General features: G+C 32.7%; 8 protein-coding genes. All 8 read left to right on the plus strand.

The annotated features are described in order from the left end of the window. The first annotated feature begins 386 nt into the window (after positions 1-386). The 8 genes from KQA_RS0206285 (at position 387) to glpK (ending at position 20,276) form a co-directional block, all read left to right on the plus strand. Complete coding sequence (locus KQA_RS0206285; protein WP_010179212.1) at positions 387-3,638, plus strand: SusC/RagA family TonB-linked outer membrane protein; 3,252 nt, start codon at positions 387-389, stop codon at positions 3,636-3,638. Positions 3,639-3,647: 9 nt separating this feature from the next. Continuing rightward, a complete protein-coding gene (locus KQA_RS0206290; RefSeq protein WP_010179214.1) occupies positions 3,648-5,432 on the plus strand; it encodes a RagB/SusD family nutrient uptake outer membrane protein in 1,785 nt (594 codons plus the stop codon). 149 nt (positions 5,433-5,581) lie between these two features. Next, positions 5,582-8,830 carry an FG-GAP-like repeat-containing protein gene (locus KQA_RS0206295; RefSeq protein WP_010179217.1) on the plus strand — a complete coding sequence of 1,083 codons (3,249 nt, stop codon included), beginning with the start codon at positions 5,582-5,584 and terminating at the stop codon, positions 8,828-8,830. 92 nt (positions 8,831-8,922) lie between these two features. After that, a complete protein-coding gene (locus KQA_RS0206300) occupies positions 8,923-9,939 on the plus strand; it encodes a GntR family transcriptional regulator (RefSeq protein WP_010179219.1) in 1,017 nt (338 codons plus the stop codon). Positions 9,940-10,257: 318 nt separating this feature from the next. After that, positions 10,258-13,305, plus strand: coding sequence for a SusC/RagA family TonB-linked outer membrane protein (locus KQA_RS0206305; protein WP_029209488.1), 3,048 nt, complete (start codon positions 10,258-10,260; stop codon positions 13,303-13,305). An 11-nt stretch (positions 13,306-13,316) separates the two neighbouring features. Next, positions 13,317-14,909: a RagB/SusD family nutrient uptake outer membrane protein gene (locus KQA_RS0206310; protein ID WP_040396145.1), complete on the plus strand. Its 1,593-nt coding sequence runs from the start codon at positions 13,317-13,319 to the stop codon at positions 14,907-14,909. Positions 14,910-15,326: 417 nt separating this feature from the next. After that, positions 15,327-17,090, plus strand: coding sequence for a glycoside hydrolase family 36 protein (locus tag KQA_RS0206315; protein WP_010179227.1), 1,764 nt, complete (start codon positions 15,327-15,329; stop codon positions 17,088-17,090). 6 nt (positions 17,091-17,096) lie between these two features. After that, entirely contained in the window at positions 17,097-20,276 is a 3,180-nt protein-coding gene (gene glpK, locus KQA_RS0206320; protein WP_010179228.1) for a glycerol kinase GlpK, read from the plus strand. Positions 20,277-20,294 lie beyond the last annotated feature (18 nt).

Here is a 20,294-nt window from a genome sequence, read left to right on the forward strand (position 1 = left end):
GAATTGGTTAATTACTAAGAGGTTAATGTTTTTGGATGTTTAGTTTTCTTGTTTGTATATAATGTAGAACACAAGTAAAAATCGCTTAAATACCATTAAATAAGGAAAGTCTTCTAATTAGATAAGAGATTGTGTTTAGTTGTAGTTTGGTAAAAGTCAAATTTTAGAACAATTTCATTGTTTTTTAAATGTAGGATAATACTGTATTTTATTTTTTTGATTTAATAATGTAATCCATTTTTTATTATCATATAGTTATTTTTCCGAAAACATTATAGTTAAATATTCAATAAATTTTTTAATTTTTTAAGGTATTGATAATTTTTAGTTTTTAATATATTGCACATACAACGATATAGTGCAACTAACTTTTAACTATAATAACTATGATTAAAAAAACTAACAAAAACTATTATTTTGTGAAAAAACCTACAATTTTTTTGCTGACTATGTTAGGATCATCAATGGCTTTTGGGAATAATTCGATGAATGATGAGTTATTAAACAACAGATTGACATCAAGAATAGTCGTAAAAGAAGTAACAGGAATAGTTACAGATGCCAATGGTCAACCACTACCAGGAGCAACGGTTTTTATTAAAGGAACAAACAGAGGGACACAAACCGATTTTGATGGTAATTTTACACTAGATGTGCAGGAAGGGGAGATTGTAGCCGTTTCTTATGTGGGATATGAAACTCAAGAAGTTTTGTATAATGGGCAACAAACTTTAAATGTGAGTTTACAAATATCAACAGATGCATTAACAGAAGTTGTTGTTGTTGGTTATTCTAGTAAATCAACAAGAGATATCACTGGATCTGTAGAAGTAGTGGATGTTGAAGAATTACAAAAAACAGCACCATTATCAATTGAGCAGGCTTTGCAAGGTCAAGCTTCGGGGGTTACAGTAGGAAATCAAGGAGGACCAGGAGGTACAGCTGCAGTTCGTATTCGAGGGTTTTCTTCATTAAATGGTGCAGATCCATTATATGTTATTGATGGTACACCAACTGGTAGTGGGATTAATGAAATTAATCCATCAGATATAGAATCAATACAGGTTTTGAAAGATGCATCTTCTGCGGCTATATATGGTAATAGAGCTGCAAATGGAGTAATTATAGTAACCACCAAAAAAGGAAAGAAAAATCAAAAAGCAAAATTAAGCATCACTAGTTGGTCTGGTGTTGATTACATTCCAAATGGTGTGCTACCTGATTTGGCCTCACCACAACAATTAGCGGATATTGAATTTACAAGACAAAGAACAATAAATAGAAATGACCCAAGTTTGAGTCCTTCGCATCCTCAATATGGAGGTGGAGCACAAGCAGTGCTACCAAATTTTATAATTCCATCAGGTGCCAGTACAGCGGATTTATCAAATTATAGTTTGGAAAATCCGATATCACGAGCAAATAAAAGTGGTACAGATTGGTTCGATAATTATTTTAATTCAGCGCTTGTTCATAATACCAATATTGGTGTGTCTGGTGGATCTAAAGATTCTAATTATTATGCAGGTTTAGGAATTTTAGATCAAGATGGAGTTGGTTTGGAAACTTACTACAGAAGGTATAATGCCAGATTAAATTCTGAATATTCAATAACTGACAAATTAAAAATAGGTCAAAATATAAATTTTACATATGCTCAATCAGTTCAATTTGAAGGAGAAGGAGATGACAGAAGTTTGGACAACGCTATAATAAATTTGTACAGAATTCATCCACTTATACCTGTTAGAGATGTTTTTGGAGGTTTTTCGGGAACAAAAGCTAGTAATCTAGGAACTGGTAAAAACCCAATAGCCACAGCAATAAATAATAGAGATAATAAAGATAACAGATTTAGAACTACAGGTAACTTTTTTGCTTCATATGAACTAGTCGATGGACTTACTGCAAAAACAAATTTGGGTATCGATTATTTAACTTCCGAAAAAAGAATCTTTAAACCAAGACGATTATTTGATGAAACAGTCAAAGCGGGTAATGATTTGACAGAAAGATTTTTCGGTAACACAAACTTAACTTGGTTTAATACATTGACTTATGATAAATTACTTGCAGAGAAACATAAAGTGACTGCACTGATAGGTAGTGAGCTTGTTAAAATAAGAAATAAAAATTTACAAGTTGTAGGTCAAAATTTACTCTCAGATGACGATGTTGATTCTCAGTTTATTGATACCGCGGATACAACGAATGGTTCTGGTGGAGGACTGCGGTCTGCATTGTTTTCAGTTTTTGGAAAAATAGATTATAAATTTGATGATAGGTATTTGTTATCGGCTACAATTAGACGGGATGCTTCTAGTAAATTTGGAGCGAACAATAATGATTTGAGAGTAGGTTACTTTCCTTCTTTTAGTGCGGGTTGGCGTGTGTCCAGTGAAAGCTTTTTGGCAGATTCAAATATAGTTACTAATTTATTGCTAAAAGTTGGTTATGGAGAAATAGGAAATGATGGAATACCAGATGGTTTAGATCAAAATAGAAGCGGATTGAGTCCTGAATTTGATTTTTATCCTGTTGCGGGAACTTCAACAAGAGGATTTTCTTTAATAAGTAAAGGGAATTCTGATATCACTTGGGAAACTAAAAAAACAACAAATGTCGGTTTTGACTTAACGTTATTAAATAAGATTGATATAGGGTTTGAGTATTATGCCTCGACAACTGAAGATGTTTTGGCAATTTTCCAGCTTGATGCAACTGTCTTTGGTCAAAATAATAGAATTGCTGCTAATTCTGGAGAAGTAACAAACAGGGGATTTGATTTAAATTTAGGCTTTAATCATACTACAAATGTCGGTTTTTCGTATAGAATTGGAGCGAATATTTCTGCATATAAAAATGAAGTTGAATTTATTGACCCAAATAATGATGAGGCACAAATTTTTGGAACAGATTATGCATTTTCTATTGGACAAATTAATAATACAAAAAAAGGAGAACCTATTGGTTCCTTTTTTGGATTTGGATTTGAAGGAGTAGATGATGAAGGTAATCCAATTTTTGAAAATTTTAATGGAGATGTCGATGATGAGGGAAATCCAATTATTGACGGAGATGACCGTCAATTTATAGGAAATCCCCACCCAGATTTTACATATGGCATTAACTTTAGTGCGGATTATAAAAACTTTGATTTATCATTATTCTTGCAAGGATCGCAAGGAAATGAAATTTACAATTTGACAAAAGTGTTTACTGATACAGGAATTTTCGATGGCTCTAAGAGCAGGGACTATGTTAGCGCTTGGACACCTAATGCAGCTGGAATAAGTACACAAGGCCTTGGTATTAGTAGGTTGGGTACACAGGCATCATCTTTTTTTGTAGAAGACGGATCTTATTTAAGATTAAAAAACGTCCAATTGGGTTATACTTTACCGACAGCTTTTACGGATAACCTTAAGCTTGAAAGATTAAGAATTTATGTACAAGCTAAAAATTTGTTAACATTTACTGATTATTCAGGTTTAGATCCTGAAGTTTCAGTGAAAAACTTTAATAATTCTGCTGATTTTAGAAACACAACTAGTAATAATTTAAGGTCTTTAGGTGTAGATAGTGGTACATACCCAATTTCTAGATCACTGATATTTGGAATTAATCTAACTCTTTAAAAAATTATTATGAAAAAAATAGGAATAATATTATTGATGGTCAGTCTACTTTATGGCTGTGAAAATGAATTAAACATCAAGCCTCAAGGTTCAATAACTGATGATTTATTAGAAAGTGATTCAAGTGTCTTGGAAGGTTTTGTTATCGCTGCTTATGCAGTTTTAGATGGAAACTTGGATAATGCAGATGTTTGGAGAGCATCAGCATCCAATTGGGTTTATGGAGAAGTTACCAGTGATAATGCATACAAAGGAAGTGAGCCTAATGATGCTCAGGAGATTAATCAATTTGAATCTTATGAGCCATTAGCCACCAATTCATTTTTAAATGTAAAGTGGCGTGCTGTTTATGAAGGTGTATTTAGAGCTAATCAAGCAATCCTAAGGGTGAATAGTTCATTTAGTAATGGAAATATTGATAGTAATACAAATGATAACTTAACAGGTGAAGCGTTATTCTTAAGGGGACATTATCATTTTGAAGCGAAAAAGATGTGGAATAAAATCCCCTATATTGATGAGAATGCAGCAGAAAGTGTTCCAAACAGAGTTGATGTTTGGGATGACATCGAGGGAGATTTTGAAAGAGCTATTGAGCTTTTACCAGAATCAAGCAAGGTGGGAAGAGCTAATAGTTGGATGGCCAAAACTTATTTAGCAAAAGCACATATGTATCAATTGGATTACGATGCAGCAAAACCAATTTTGGATGATATCATTAATAATGGCCCGTATGAATTAACGGCACTCTTTAGTGATAATTTTAATGCTGAAAAAAATAATAATTCTGAAAGTATTTTTGCAGTTCAATTCAGTGTAAATGATAATTCTGAAAATGATAGTAATGGTCGCTGGGGTGATATTTTAAATTTCCCACAAACAGGCGAAGCCGGAGGGGGGTGCTGTGGTTTTTTTCAGCCTTCTCAAAATTTGGTGAATGCGTTCAAGACAGATGCTAATGGGCTACCTTTATTGGATGATTTCAATGAAGTTGATGTAACAAGTGAAGAACAGCAATTTAATAAATTCCGATCTGAAAACCCAAATTTTGAAGATAGCGATAGCGATAGTGAAAGTTATGATGTAACCTTTCTTCCTGAACAAGGAACCGTTGATCCTCGATTAGATCGAACTGTAGGTAGAAGAGGAATTGACTATCAGGGATTTGGGATTCATAAAGGTAGAAGTTGGATTAGAGATATGTCAAATGGAGGGTCTTTTTTGCCTCGTAAAAATGTACACATGCAAAGCCAACTTAAGACACAATCTACAACTGGAGGTGCCTGGGCGCCAAACTTAAATCAATTAAATTATGTTGTTATTCGCTATGCGGAGGTGTTGTTATGGAGAGCAGAAATTGCTGCTGCGGAAGCTGATTTAGCAACAGCAGTTGAATTAGTTGATATGGTGAGAGCGAGAGCTTCAAATGAAGAGGATTTCATAACTCAAGTAGATAGTGAAACTGAAGTAGCTGCTCCTGCAGCAAACTATTTAATTTCAGGATATGGATCTTTCGAAAACCAAGAGCAAGCCATGAAAGCCGTAGCCCATGAACAACGTATTGAATTGGCTATGGAAGGACATCGCTTTTTTGAATTAGTACGTCAAAATAAAATGATTGAAATTTTAGGAAAGTATTTAAATGATGAACAATCGAAATTTTCTGATACAGGATTGAAGTCTTTTGTTAGAAGACAGCATTTAAATAATGTGGAAATTTCTATTGATGATGAATATTTTCCAATACCTCAAAGAGTTATAGATGAATCTAATGGTGTTGTAACTCAAAATTAATTCAATTACATATTTTATAATCAATAAAGAGTCTCTAGTAATTATTTGCTAGAGGCTTTTGATTTATATATTTTTAAGAAAATAAATTGACTCATACTTTGAAATCCATAATAGACATATATAAATTCTTCTGTATTATTTCATTTGCAATGTTTTTTTCTTGTAAAAATGTTACAAATGGGGAAAGGCAATTCAATCAATTGTCTCACAAAAAAACAGCGATTGAATTTAAAAATAAGCTTACTGAAACAGATTCATTAAATTATTTTACCTATTCGTATTTGTATATGGGTGGAGGAGTAGCAGTGGGAGATATTAATAATGATGGTTTAGATGACTTATTTTTTACAGGAAATCAAGTTTCTAATAAGCTATATATCAATAAAGGGAATTTAGAATTTGAAGATATTACTGATAAAGCAGGAGTTAATGGGAGTGATAAATGGTATACCGGTGTTACAATAGCAGATGTTAATAATGATGGTTTTTTAGATATTTATACTTGTGTAGCTGGTAAAAGTGGAAATAAAAAAAATGAACTTTATATAAATAATAAGAATAATACATTTACTGAAAGTGCCGAAAAATATGGATTGGCAAATGTAGGTAACAGTGTTCAAGCTACTTTTTTTGATTATGATAAAGATGGTGATTTAGATGTGTATGTAGCTAACTATCCACCAACTTCATTTAATGCATCTAACACCTATTATCGTTTTAAAATGAGAGATGTTAGTGATGTAGATTCGGATAAGCTTTATCGCAATGACGGAGGTAAATTTGTAGATGTAAGTGTACAAGCTGGTGTAGCTTCGTTTGGGTTAAGTTTAAGTGCAACAGTTGCAGACTTAAATAATGATAATTGGCCCGATATATATGTTTCTAATGATTTTTCTACTCCCGATTATCTATATATGAATAACCAGGACGGAACATTTACCGAGCAAATAAAAAAAGCAACTAAACAGACTTCATTTTATGGTATGGGGGTAGATATTGCCGATTACAATAATGATGGCCTTTTGGATATTTTGCAAGTAGACATGTCTGCTCAAAACAATAGACGTTCCAAGGCGAATATGGCTAGTATGAATCCCGCTTTATTTTGGGGTACAGTTAATGCAGGTTTTGGATACCAGTACATGCAAAATAGTTTGCAATTAAATAGAGGTAATGTTCAAAAAGATACGGCTATTCCTCATTTTAGTAATACGTCTCGTTTAGCAGGAATTTCGTCAACAGATTGGAGTTGGGGGCCTTTGTTTGCCGATTTTGATAATGATGGGTGGAAAGATATTTTTATTTCTAATGGAACAAGACGCGAAATTAACAATAGAGATTATTTTGCAAAATTATCAAAATCAAAAAATAAGAAAGATAGCTTGTTACAAAAAGCAATGGCTATTCCATCGGAAAAAATTGAAAACTTTATTTTAAAAAACAATACAGATTTATCATTCAGTAAAATGAATAAGGAGTGGGGCGTAACCTATTCTGGTTTTTCAAATGGTTGTGCTTACAGTGATCTGGATAACGATGGTGATTTAGATATTGTAGTTAACAATATTGATGATTATGCCTCTGTTTTTGAAAATAAAAATAAAGAACAGAATAATTTCTTATCTATAAGTTTTAAAGGAATAGTAAAAAATGAATATGGGATAGGTACACGTGTAACTATAGTCACAGATTCAATTAAACAAGTAGGAGAATTAACCCAAACTAGAGGTTTTCAATCAGCAGTAGCACCAAAACTTCATTTTGGAGTAGCAAAAGCAGAGCGTATTGATTCATTAGTAATTGATTGGCCTAATGGAAAACAAGAAATACGCACGCATTTAAAAATAAATCAACACCTTCAAATTAGCTATAGTGAAAGTAATACTTCAGATAAAAAAGAAATCACAAGTAATTCCTTAAGTAAAGCTTTTACAAGCTTTTCAAAAGATACAATCTTAATACATAAGCACACAGAAAATAGATTTAATGATTTTAAATTTCAAGTTTTATTACCTCATAAATTATCAAATTTAGGTCCAGCACTTGCTGTTGCAGATGTTAATGGAGATGGAAAAGATGATTTATTTGTTGGAGGAGCTAAAGATTTTTCAGGAAGTTTATATATACAAGGAGTAAAAGGGTTTAAAAAAAATCAAGAATCGTTGTGGGAAAAAGAAAAAAAGTATGAAGACATAAAAGCAACATTTACAGATTTTGATAATGATGGAGATCAAGATTTATATGTAGTTAGTGGTGGTTATGAATTTTCTCCAAAAAGTGAATTTTTAAAAGATCGAATTTATAGAAATGATGGAGGAGGAAGTTTTACTAAGCTAACAGAAGCGTTACCCGATTTTTTAATTAGTGGAGGAGCAGTAGCTGTGGCAGATTATGATAAGGATAATGATGTTGATGTTTTTGTTGGGGGTAGATTAATTCCGGGTAATTATCCAACGGCTGCCAGTAGCTTTTTATTAAAAAACGAGAGCTCTTCCAATAAAATTGGTTTTGAAAAAGATAAAAAATCCATATTTAATGATATAGGGATGGTTACAGGAGCCGAATGGTTCGATTACAATAATGATACATGGTTGGATTTAGTGGTCGTAGGTGAATGGATGACTCCTCAGATTTTTAAAAATAATCATGGGAAATTGGAAAACGTTACTAATGATTTGGGACTTGATAATTTTCATGGTTGGTGGAATACAGTAAAAGCAGCCGACTTTGATAATGATGGAGATTTAGACTTTGTTGTGGGTAATCTGGGGTTAAATTATAAATATAAAGCATCAGAAGAAAAAACATTCGACATGTATGTGAATGATTTTGATAAAAATAAACAGAACGATATTGTACTAAGTTATTATAACGAAGGTAAGCAATATCCAGTTAGAGGTAGAGAATGTTCCAGTCAACAGATACCAACAATTAAACGAAAATTCAAAAACTATGATTCATTTTCCAAAGCGACTGTATTAGATGTTTATGGGGAAAAGAATATTGAAAATTCTACACATTATAAAGCAGAAACTTTTGCCCATACTTATTTTGAAAATGTTTCAGGAAAATTTAAACCGCATCTGTTACCTAAGCTTTCTCAATTATCATCTATCAATCAAATATTAATTGATGATTATACAAATGATGGTTTTTTAGATATTTTAACTGTAGGTAATTTACATGAAGCTGAAGTTGAAACACCGAGAAATGATGCCAGTATTGGTTTATTATTAGCTAATAATAAAAAAGGAAATTTTGATGTAGTAAACTCGAGACAAAGTGGTTTTTATGCTTCGGGAAATATAAAAGGAGCAACTGAAATTAAAATTAAAGGGGAAAAATATATAATAGTGGCAAAAAACAACGATTATTTACAATTCATAAAACGTAATTGATCTTGTCAAATTTTTTAAACTAGCTTTTATAGTCTAAATTCGTCATATATGAATATTCAGCTTTACAAAGAATATTAGTTATTATTTTGTTTATGTCTTCTCTATTAAAAAAAATATACGATTTACAAAATGTGCCTTCTATTTCTAAACATGAACAAATTGTTTTAGGAATAATAGCTGCTATAGACTCAGATGATCTAAAAATTGGCGACAAATTACCATCAATTAATGAAATGGTAGCAGAAGTAGGCTATGCTCGAAAAACGTTTGTTAAAGCATACAATGATTTAAAAGAACGAGGACTAGTAGAGTCCAAAAGTATGAAAGGATACTTTGTAATAAGTAATAAAACAAATGTGAAGCTTAGAGTAGCCTTGGTTTTATTTGCTTTTCATAGTTTTCAAGAAGATTTTTATAATACCTTCAGAAAAGAATTAGGAGAGAAATATCATATTGATATTTTTTTTCATCATAATAATGTTTCTTTATTAAAAACAGTTTTAGAAAATATATCACGAAAATACGGGATGTATGTAGTAGCTCCTATCCAAAAAGAGGAAGTGAGTGAAATGCTAATGCAGTTTGAATCGGATAAATTATTAGTCATTGACCGGCATTTAAAAATGCCTAAAGAGTACTCTTATATTACCCAAGAGTTTGAAAATGTTACCTATCAAAAATTAGTAGAATTAAGTTCCAGTATAAAAAAGCACGAACGTTTTGTGTTATTTTATAAAGATAATTCCGATTACCCACCAGATATTTTAAAGGCCTTTAATCGATTTGTTGAAGAGTATGATGTTGATGGAACGGTACTTGATAGTTATGAGCCCAATACGTTAAAACGGAACACGGTCTATTTTTCAATAAGTGATACCCAATTATGGAAAGTGTTGAAAGATGCCCGGAATATGGAATATCGATTGGGTAAAGATATTGGTATACTGGCTCATGATGATAATATTATTAAAGAGATCGCTTTCGGAGGGATATCAACAATATCAACCGATTTTACTTACATGGCTAAAAAAGCTGCTTTTTTTGTAAAAGAAGGAAATCCAATTCAAGAAACCGTACCTACTTATTTAAGACAACGCAATTCTTTATAATTTTTTAGTCAATTATTTTAAGGCTATCTCACAGACTTTTAATTCTTTAGTACTAAGTAGTTTATCTTATATTTGAGCATTTTTTATTAAAATTTTAGCATATCAATTTATGTTTTAACAATTTATTTGTGGGATTTTTCTTGTTGTGTAAAATGAATTATTATTAATTTTATCGGTTTATAATTTGTAATAATTAAATATTAAGGCTTTTTTTTTGATTATATGTCATTTTTTTTATTACTTTTGAAAAGTAGCATAGTGTATCATAGCATACTTTGTTTTGGTTATGATTAAGTACCAACTAAAAAATTAACAGCAATGAATCTAAAATTATACACGAAATTAATAATGCTTTTTATAATGGGAATTACTTCCATAAAAGCGCAACAATCAGTTTCTGGTGTGGTCAGTGATAAAAACTTTCCGCTTCCACAGGTAAACATTTCAATTGAAGGAACAACAAAAGGAACTACAACTGATTTTGATGGTAACTATACATTGAATAGTATAGAAACTGGACAGACTATTGTTTACAGTTATATAGGTTACACAACAAAAAAAGTTCTATTTAACGGACAGAAAAAAATTGATGTAGTCCTTGATGAGGATACGGCATCATTGAGTGAGGTGGTTATTGTAGGTTATGGTTCGCAGATTAAAAAGGATTTAACTTCGGCAATATCTACCTTAAAAGCAAAGGAAATAACCCAAACAGCAGTAGCTAGTAATCCTGTTACTGCATTACAAGGGAGGGCGCCAGGAATTCAAGTGGAAAGTTTTGGTGGTCAGCCTGGGGGGAAAGCAAATGTTTTTATCCGAGGTGTAAATTCATTGAGTAATGCATCTCCACTTTTTTTAGTTGATGGTTTATTTGTCGATGACATGCAGTTTGTAAATCCGAATGATATAAAAAATATATCAATTCTTAAGGATGCAGCGGCTGCGGCTATTTATGGGTCAAGAGCTGCCAATGGAGTAATACTTATTGAGACAAATCATGGTAGATATAATGACAAAATTGAAGTAAAGTTTACATCCAAAATAGGGGTCGATACCCCAAGTAAAAAATTAGATTTTATCAATGGGCAACAATATACAGCATATTTAAATCAACGTTTTAGGAATGATCAAGATCCAACTTCAACAGAACCAGTGCCGCAAGTTACATGGAATGGTGTAGATACAGATTGGCAAGATGAAAATATATCACCGGCTTTAGTTCAGGATTACGGATTAACCGTATCAGGCGGGGGAGCAAATTCATCTCAATTTTTTTCGTTCAATTATTTTGATCAGGATGGGATATTAGTTGGATCTGGTTTCGAACGTATTAATCTTAGATTTAATAGTAAATATGATAAAAATAAATTTCATGTTACTCAATCTGTAGGTGTAGCCCAAGGTAAATTACAAGAAAATAACTGGTATGGATTTGATGGTACTACTGCTCCAACGGTGGCGTTGCGAAACCCAAATAATGAAGGAGGTTTTGAAGCTCCATCAACCCAAGTTCAAGGTCCAGGAGGAGTAAATCAGTTTGCTTTAGCTTCGTTGGAAGAAAATGAAACCACTACCAGAACAATTTTTGGTAATGTTAAACTTGAATATGATCTTACGGATTACTTAACAGCGGGAGTGACTTTTGGTGTGGATTATAGAAATATCAGAAACTTTCAATTTACTCCTACTTTTGTACAAAGTAGAGATGTGGATCCAGTTCGGAATCTAAATGAACAAAATGATCTCACCGATTTTAGAACAGAAGAATTAAATTTTCAAGTAGAACCAACACTTAATTTTAATAAGGATTTTGGAAGGCATAAACTAGGAGCAGTTTTAGGATATACCTATTTTGAAGAAAATTCAAGTAGCGGTGGATTATATGGTCAGAATACGCCAGCAAATTCTGTACAGGTAGTTAGCGCTTTGCCACCGTCTGACCAAATAATACTTCTAGGCGAAGAAAGTGAAGCGGCTTTAATCTCATATTTTGGTAGAATTAATTATAATTACGACAGTAAGTATTTATTTTCAGCAACAATGAGAAGAGATGCCTCATCACGTTTTGCTGAAGAAAATAGAGTAGGTTATTTTCCTTCTTTTTCTGCAGGTTGGAATATTAGTAATGAAGGTTTTTGGAAATCGGAAGTTGTCAATTATTTAAAATTACGAGCATCCTATGGTGAGTTAGGATCATATTCAGATGTGGCCTTTCCTTTTAGTGACGTATTTACACCAAATCAATCAAATACTTCTTTTGGTGGTCAACAAGCTAATGGTTTAGTAAAAACAACGGTATCAGACCCAGATATTAAATGGGAGACAACCAAAACATTTGACATAGGTGTTGATGCTTCTTTCTTTGATAATGCGGTTAACTTTTCGGCAGATTATTATGCGAAAGATATTGAGGATGTTTTAGTCGAAATAGCAATTCCATCAACAGCAGGGACAGATATTGCTACTACTAGAAATGCAGGAAATTTAATAAATAAAGGGATAGAGTTTAGTTTAGATTATAAAAAGCGCAATGGTGATTTTACGTTTAAAGTTGGAACTAATTTTTCTTTTAATATTGAAAGCCAAGCGGGTAATATACCTAATCCTATTTTAGGCCCCACAATTGATGAGGATTTAAGAATAGTAAATAGAACTGACTCCAACCAACCCATAGGAGCTTTTTATGGATTTATCGTTGAGGACAGCGTAAATCCTACTACTGGTGATTTTGTTCGAAAAAATTTAAATGGCGATTTGGATGCAGACGGTAATGATATTATTGATGAAGATGATTTAACTGTTATTGGAGATCCAGTTCCCGATTTTACCTATGGTTTTACTTTTGATGCCGAATACAAAAATTTTGATTTAGGATTGAATTTTGTAGGTGTTCAAGGAAATGAAATTTACAATCTAAGTAGGTATTACAATATTTTATGGCAAGATGGAGGAAAATTAACCGATGTGCTCAATGCGTGGACTCCTAGTAATACGAATACTAATATACCCAGAGCTAGTGTAAGTGATGGAGCAGATAATAAAGCACCTTCGTCATTTTTTGTAGAAGATGGTTCGTATTTTAGGTTGAAAACCTTAGAAATTGGATACAATTTTAAAGATGGAATTTTAGGGAATGATTTGATAAAAGATCTTCGATTATCATTTAATATCCAGAATGTATTTGTACTTACTGATTATTCAGGTTATGATCCCGATGTTTCTTCAACAGATGGAGGAAGGGCGAGTTTAAATTCTGGTGTTCCAGGAGTTAGGGACGAAGTGAATCCATTACTGGGAAGAGGCTTAGACGCCAGAGCATATCCCAATGCACGTACTTTTACACTAGGTATTCAAGCTACATTTTAAAAAAAAGAATCATGAAATTATCATTTAAAAATAACAAGAGAATAAAAATTATACTGTTATCGACAATTATGTTTTTAGGTTGTTCTGAAGACTTATTGGATAAAGAAAATAATAATGGGACTTCAACGGATAATTTTGGAACAAATATTACGCAAATTGAATCAGCCATAAATGGTGCTTTTCATCCATTAACTACGGCATTTTGTTGGGGTAGAGTATTACATACAGGTGCATTTCTAAGGTCTGATGAATTTAATGTATTTGAATTTGGGAGAAACACGGCCATGGCAGGTTTAAAAGCATCACCAACAGATCGTTGGGCATTAGAACCTTGGCAACAAATGTATAAGTCTATAGGGAGGTGTAATACAGTAATTGATAGAATTCAAACAAATTCAGAGGATAATCTTGAAAAACTTGTAGGTCAAGCTCATTTTTTAAGAGCCTTTAATTATTGGTATTTATTGCATTTGTATGGCAATGTTCCTCTCGTACTGGGAGAACCAAACCTTGATGCGTTACAACCAGAACAAGCAGATCCGAATATAGTAAGGCAAGCTATTATTGACGATTTAAGAAAGGCTTCGGAAATGCTTCCAAATCAATGGTCGGGTGATGATGCCGGGAGACCAACGGAATGGTCGTCAATTGGATTATTAGGAAAAACGTATTTGTACAATAAAGAATGGGATAAAGCACGAATTGAATTTCAACGCATAGTTGACGAAGGAGACTTTTCGTTATTACCCACAGAAATGTATGGAGAAAATTTTGGTATAACCAATGAAAATAATCAAGAGTCCTTATTTGAATTACAATTTTTAGCAGTAGAGTCTTTTGTATGGGGAGTGGATATTCCGGGTACAGGGACTCAAGGGAATTATCATATAGATTATGCATTACCAACAAAATCACCAGACAGAGGACATGTAATCAACCCCTGGTTAAGGGATTTATTTGAGAGTAACAATGATGTGGTTAGAAGAAATGAAACCTTACTTTATGACTACCCAGGAGCAACAAGTTATGGTGGGTTATCCTTTACAGAAGATTTAAATACTGTCCGTAATGACGCAGATGGACAACCTATTCAAACGGATGTCCAAATAGCAGAAGCAGCAGGAGTGGAACCTATTTTTTCAAAAAAGTATGCAGGTATGGATTTAGGAGCAAGAGCTGATGTTAATTTTTTGGGTGCAAATGTTGGAAATAATTGGCGTGTTATAAGGTATTCAGATATATTATTAATGCTTGCCGAGTCCTTAAATGAATTGAATAGAACAGGTGAGGCAGAAGTATTAGTTAATCAGGTTCGAGAAAGAGCAGACATAGATTTATTGAGTGGATTAAATAAAGAAGAAATGACCCAAGCTATTATCGATGAGCGTGCTATGGAGTTGGCAGGTGAAGGTCATCGCTTTCTTGATTTAGTACGCTGGGGATTAGCCGATGAATTTTTAGGAACTCCCTCATTACATGGAGGAGCATATCACCCAAAATCATTAGTAGGAGGAGCATTTCAATCTAATAGGGATGAACTAATTTGGATTCCTCTTGGTGAAATATCAACTAACCCCAATTTAAAACCCAATCCAGGATATTAGTTGTTTATCGACATTATATCATAGTTTAGTTAGTTTGTGAACTAGGCAAACAAAAATAAAGTTTGCCTAGTTCTTTTTTAATTTCTTAAAATCGAATTATACATTAGAACTTAGTTAATAGACTTTTTAATACATAATTCGGGTTTAAACTTCTTTTAATTTTTTAACCCGAATTATGCATTGAAACTTTGTCATGAGGCTGTGATATACAATAAATACTAGTGTTTTCTTAATTTTAGCATAGCACCGTTATGGTTAAATTAAAAAATATAGTTTACGATAGTATTTGAAGTAGATCACAGACGTAATAGATTTTTTAATACATAATTCGGGTATAAGTCATAGCTTAAAAATAAAAGCAGGTTAATATCACTCAATGCACATTTTATAAATTGATTTTTAATACGAAGAGAACGTATGAAAAAAAATAAGCCATATCAAATTGAAATTTTTAAAAATACCGATGATTTTAAGGTAACAAGCAATTTGATAAAACAATATGGAAAGGTGGCTATTTATGAGCTTCATTTTTTTTCTGATATTGAATTTGAACCGCAAAAAACTACTTTTAAATGGAAATATCCCGCCATCAACGTAAAAGGGGTCTGGAAACCAACCTCCGATTTTTCAAAACGTATTATGGACGATTGGGAGTTGGATCATATGCAAGCTAGGATAGCAGTGGATTCACCAGTAATATCAGTTTTTGGGCATAATGATGCTAATAGCATGACTTTTGCTTGCTCGGATGCTATTAATACCACAGCATTAAACGTGTTGTATAGAGAAGAAGATAATTATATGTATTGTCATGTTTCTTTTTTTACAGAAAAACACCATAAAATAAAGAACTATAAGGCACAATTAATTATTGATACTACAGATTATCATTTTTCAAATGCATTAGATAAAGTAAGTCAATGGTGGAGTTCTTTTGATCAATTGTCACCTATAATGCCAGTAAGTGAAGCCGCAAAACTACCAGTATACTCTACTTGGTATCAATTTCATCAAAATTTGGATACAACCACGCTAATCGAAGAATGTAACAAGGCAAATAAATTAGGCTTTGGATTGATTATTATTGATGATGGTTGGCAGACTAATGATGACAATAGAGGTTATGATTTTACAGGAGATTGGGAATCCGATCGTATACCAGAAATGAAAAGTTTTGTAGCGCAAGTACATCAAACAGGAATGAAATTAGCACTATGGTATTCAGTACCATTTTGTGGTAAAAAATCAAAGGCATATCAAAAGTTTAAAAATATGCTTTTAGTCGATGAACATCGATGGGCACCTGTTTTTGACCCTAGATATCCAGAGGTTCGAGATCATTTAATTACTATTTATGCCAATGCGTTAAAAGAATGGAATTTAGATGGATTTAAATTAGATTTTATTGATGAATTTAGGGTATATCCCAATACGATATTAACTATGGAAAATGGTAGAGATTATGCCTCTGTCAATTTAGCAGTAGATCGTTTAATGACAGATATAACAAAGACATTAAAAGGAATAAAATCAGATTTAGTTATTGAATTTAGACAAAAATATACGGGGCCTGCTATGCGAAAATATGGAAACATGTTTAGGGCATTTGACTGTCCAGGAGATTCAGTAATGAATAGGGTACGCATTGCCGATTTAAGAATGTTAAGTGGTGAAACTGCTGTTCATAGTGATATGTTTACTTATCACCCAAATGAATCTACTGAAATTAAAGCATTACAAGTAGTAAATACACTATTTGGAGTTCCTCAATTATCAATTTTACTAAAAAATGCTTCTGAAAATGAGTTAAAAATGATTGCCTTTTATACTAATTACTGGAATAAAAATAAAGCAATTTTGCTCCAAGGGAAATTTACTCCGTTAAAACCATTAGCTAATTATCCTATTATAAAGGCAGCGACTAATGCCCATTCAATAATAGGAGTTTATGATGATTATATGTTGGATATTGATATGAATGTTGATCGAATTGATATTATAAATGCTAAAATATCCGAAGAAATAGTCTTAAATTATAACACAATTCATAGCGCTTATACATGTATTGTTTATGACTGTATGGGGAATGAAGTAAATCAATTTTCTATGCAAATGAATGAGGCTTTTAAACCTATTAAAGTCCCTCCATGTGGACTAGTTGTTTGTTCAAAAAATAAGTAAAAAATAATGAGTGAAAAATATATAATTGCTTTTGATCAAGGAACAACAAGTACCCGAGCGATCATTTTTGATACTAAAGCTCAAATTTGTGGCATTGCCCAAAAAGAGTTAACTCAAATATACCCTAAATCCAGCTGGGTAGAGCATGACCCACTTGAAATATATACCCATCAACGTGAAGTTTTTGAAGAGGTATTAGCAAATTCTAAAATTTCGGCAACTCAAGTGGCAGGAATAGGAATTACAAATCAACGAGAAACCACAGTTGTTTGGGATAAAAATACAGGAGAGCCTATTTATAATGCTATAGTATGGTTAGATAAACGGACGTCAGAGATTTGTAAAAAACTAAAAAAGGAAGGTTTACAAGACTATGTTTCAAAAAATACAGGACTTATTATTGATTCTTATTTTTCGGGAACCAAATTAAAATGGATTTTAGATCATGTTGAAGGAGCAAGGGAAAAGGCCGAAAAAGGAACCTTGTTATTTGGAACCATTGATACTTGGCTTATTTGGAAATTTACTAACGGAAAGCACCATGCCACCGATCATACCAACGCCTCTCGCACCATGTTATTTAATATTCATGATTTGGATTGGGATACTCATTTATTAAAAAAATTAGGTATTCCTAAATCGATGATGCCTAAGGTGCAATATTCTTCATCGGACTATGGGACTATTGATTATAATAACGTACAAATTCCTATTTATGGAGTAGCTGGTGATCAACAAGCCTCCTTGTTCGGGCAAGGTGGTTTTAAATCTGGTATTGCTAAAAATACGTATGGTACAGGGTGTTTCCTGTTATTAAATACAGGAAAAAAAGCCTATCAGTCCAAAAATGGATTGCTTACTACTTTATGTTGTAGTTTGCCCGATAAAAAAATAAAATATGCCTTAGAGGGTAGTGTTTTTGTTGCAGGAGCATCAGTAAAATGGTTGAGAGATGAATTGCAAGTAATTTCAAAAGCATCAGAAACTGCACAGATTTGCGAAAACACACCTTCATCAAAAGGGCTATATGTCGTTCCTGCATTTGCGGGACTAGGTGCACCATATTGGGATATGAATGCGAAAGGAGCCATTTATGGTTTAGGTTTAGAAACTGGAAAGAATGAAATTATAAAAGCCACAATTGATGCCATAGCATACCAATCTAGAGATGTGTTAGAAGCTATGATTGAAGATAGCGGTAAATTAATGAGTGAATTGCGAGTCGATGGTGGCGCATCTGCAAACAATTATTTGATGCAGTTTCAATCGGATATTTTAAATATTCGTGTCAATAGGCCAAAAATGTTGGAAGTTACTGCTTTAGGAGCCGCTTTTTTAGCAGGAATAAAAGCTAATATATGGTCTACAAAAGATATAAAAGCACTAAATAAGATAGATAAAAAATTTACTCCCAAAATCACAGAATATGAACGCACAGAAAAATATACAGGTTGGAAACAAGCTGTAGAGCGTACTAAAACAGAAAATATAAAAATGCTTGCCGTACAAGGAAATGAACCTATTCGATTTTCTGTATTAGATAGGTCACGACAGTTGAAGCAAGCGGAGCATACCAAATATGATCTGGTAATTATTGGAGGAGGAGTCACAGGAGCAGGCATAGCTTTGGATGCAGCTTCACGTGGTATGAAAGTATGTTTAATCGAAAAAAACGATTTTGCATCTGGGACCAGCAATAAATCAACCAAATTGATTCATGGGGGGCTACGTTATTTAAAGCAAATGGAAATTGGATTAGTAAAAGAATCTGGGAGTGAACGTGCCATTGTACATAAGTTAGCACCACATTTAGTAGTACCCGAAAAAATGTTATTACCTTTAATAGAAGGGGGAACCTATGGTAAAATGATGACAGCCATTGGATTAAAAGTCTATGATTTTTTAGCCAATGTAGAGGATATTGATAAGCGTAAAATGCTTAGCGCAGAAGAAACATCTCAAAAGGAACCTTTACTAAATGCGAACATCCTTACTGGAGGTGGTTATTATGCGGAATATCGAACCGATGATGCCCGGTTAACAGTTGAACTATTAAAAAAAGCAAGTTATTACGGAGCAAGTAGTATTAACTATTGCGAAATGACTTCGTTTGACTATGATGATGAAGGGAAAATAAAAAGTGTTGAATGTTTTGATTATAACTCAAAAGAAGCTTTTAAAATAAAAGCACATAACTATGTGTCTGCAGCAGGTCCTTGGGTCGATTTATTACGCGAAAAAGATCACTCAATGAATAATAAGCATTTGCACTTGACTAAGGGAGTGCATATTGTTTTTTCTAGAGAAAAATTTCCATTAACACAATCCATTTATTTTGATGTTCCCGATGGGAGAATGATTTTTGCCATTCCAAGAGGGAGAGCAGTATACGTAGGAACAACGGATACTAATTACAATGCAAGCTTAAATAGAGTAGTAGCGACCTTGGATGATGCGAACTATTTATTGGATGCAACAAACAATATGTTTCCAAATGTAAATTTGGTATTAGAAGATATTGAATCTAATTGGGCAGGTTTACGACCTTTAATTCATGAAGATGGTAAAGATCCATCTGAACTTTCTCGTAAAGATGAAATTTTTCAATCCCAAACAGGCTTAATATCCATAGCAGGGGGGAAGTTAACGGGGTATCGAAGAATGGCACAACGTGTTATTGATACGGTACTAAAAACCATGAGTGCCAAAAAGCAAGAAAGTTTTACAAAGTCTTTCACTAAAAAGATTTCATTAACCAGTGCGCCTTTAAAAGATACAGATGAAGTAGAAAAGTATACAGAGGAAATAAGTATTAAACTTAAAGAATTAGGGAATCAAGATCCGTATTACGGCTGGTATTTATCAACAAATTATGGGAAACAATCGGACATAATTATTAATAAAATTAATTACTTTTTAAATGATGCGATTGAGGAACGATTGATTAGAGCTGAGGTTTGGTATGGAGTTCATTTTGAAATGATAAATAGTTTAGCTGACTTTTTTGTAAGAAGAACAGGTAGGCTTTATTTTGATATAGATAGTGTGCGTCAATTTAGATCTATTGTACAAGAAGATTTAGTGAAATATTTAGGTTGGAATATAAAACGAGTGGAGGAGGAAAATAATTATTTAGACCTTTTGCTACAAGATGCTTCTACATTTTATGAAAAAGAAGTAATTTAATTTGTTTTTAAAATTAAT

The organism is Aquimarina agarilytica ZC1 (genome assembly GCF_000255455.1).
GTDB lineage: Bacteria > Bacteroidota > Bacteroidia > Flavobacteriales > Flavobacteriaceae > Aquimarina > Aquimarina agarilytica.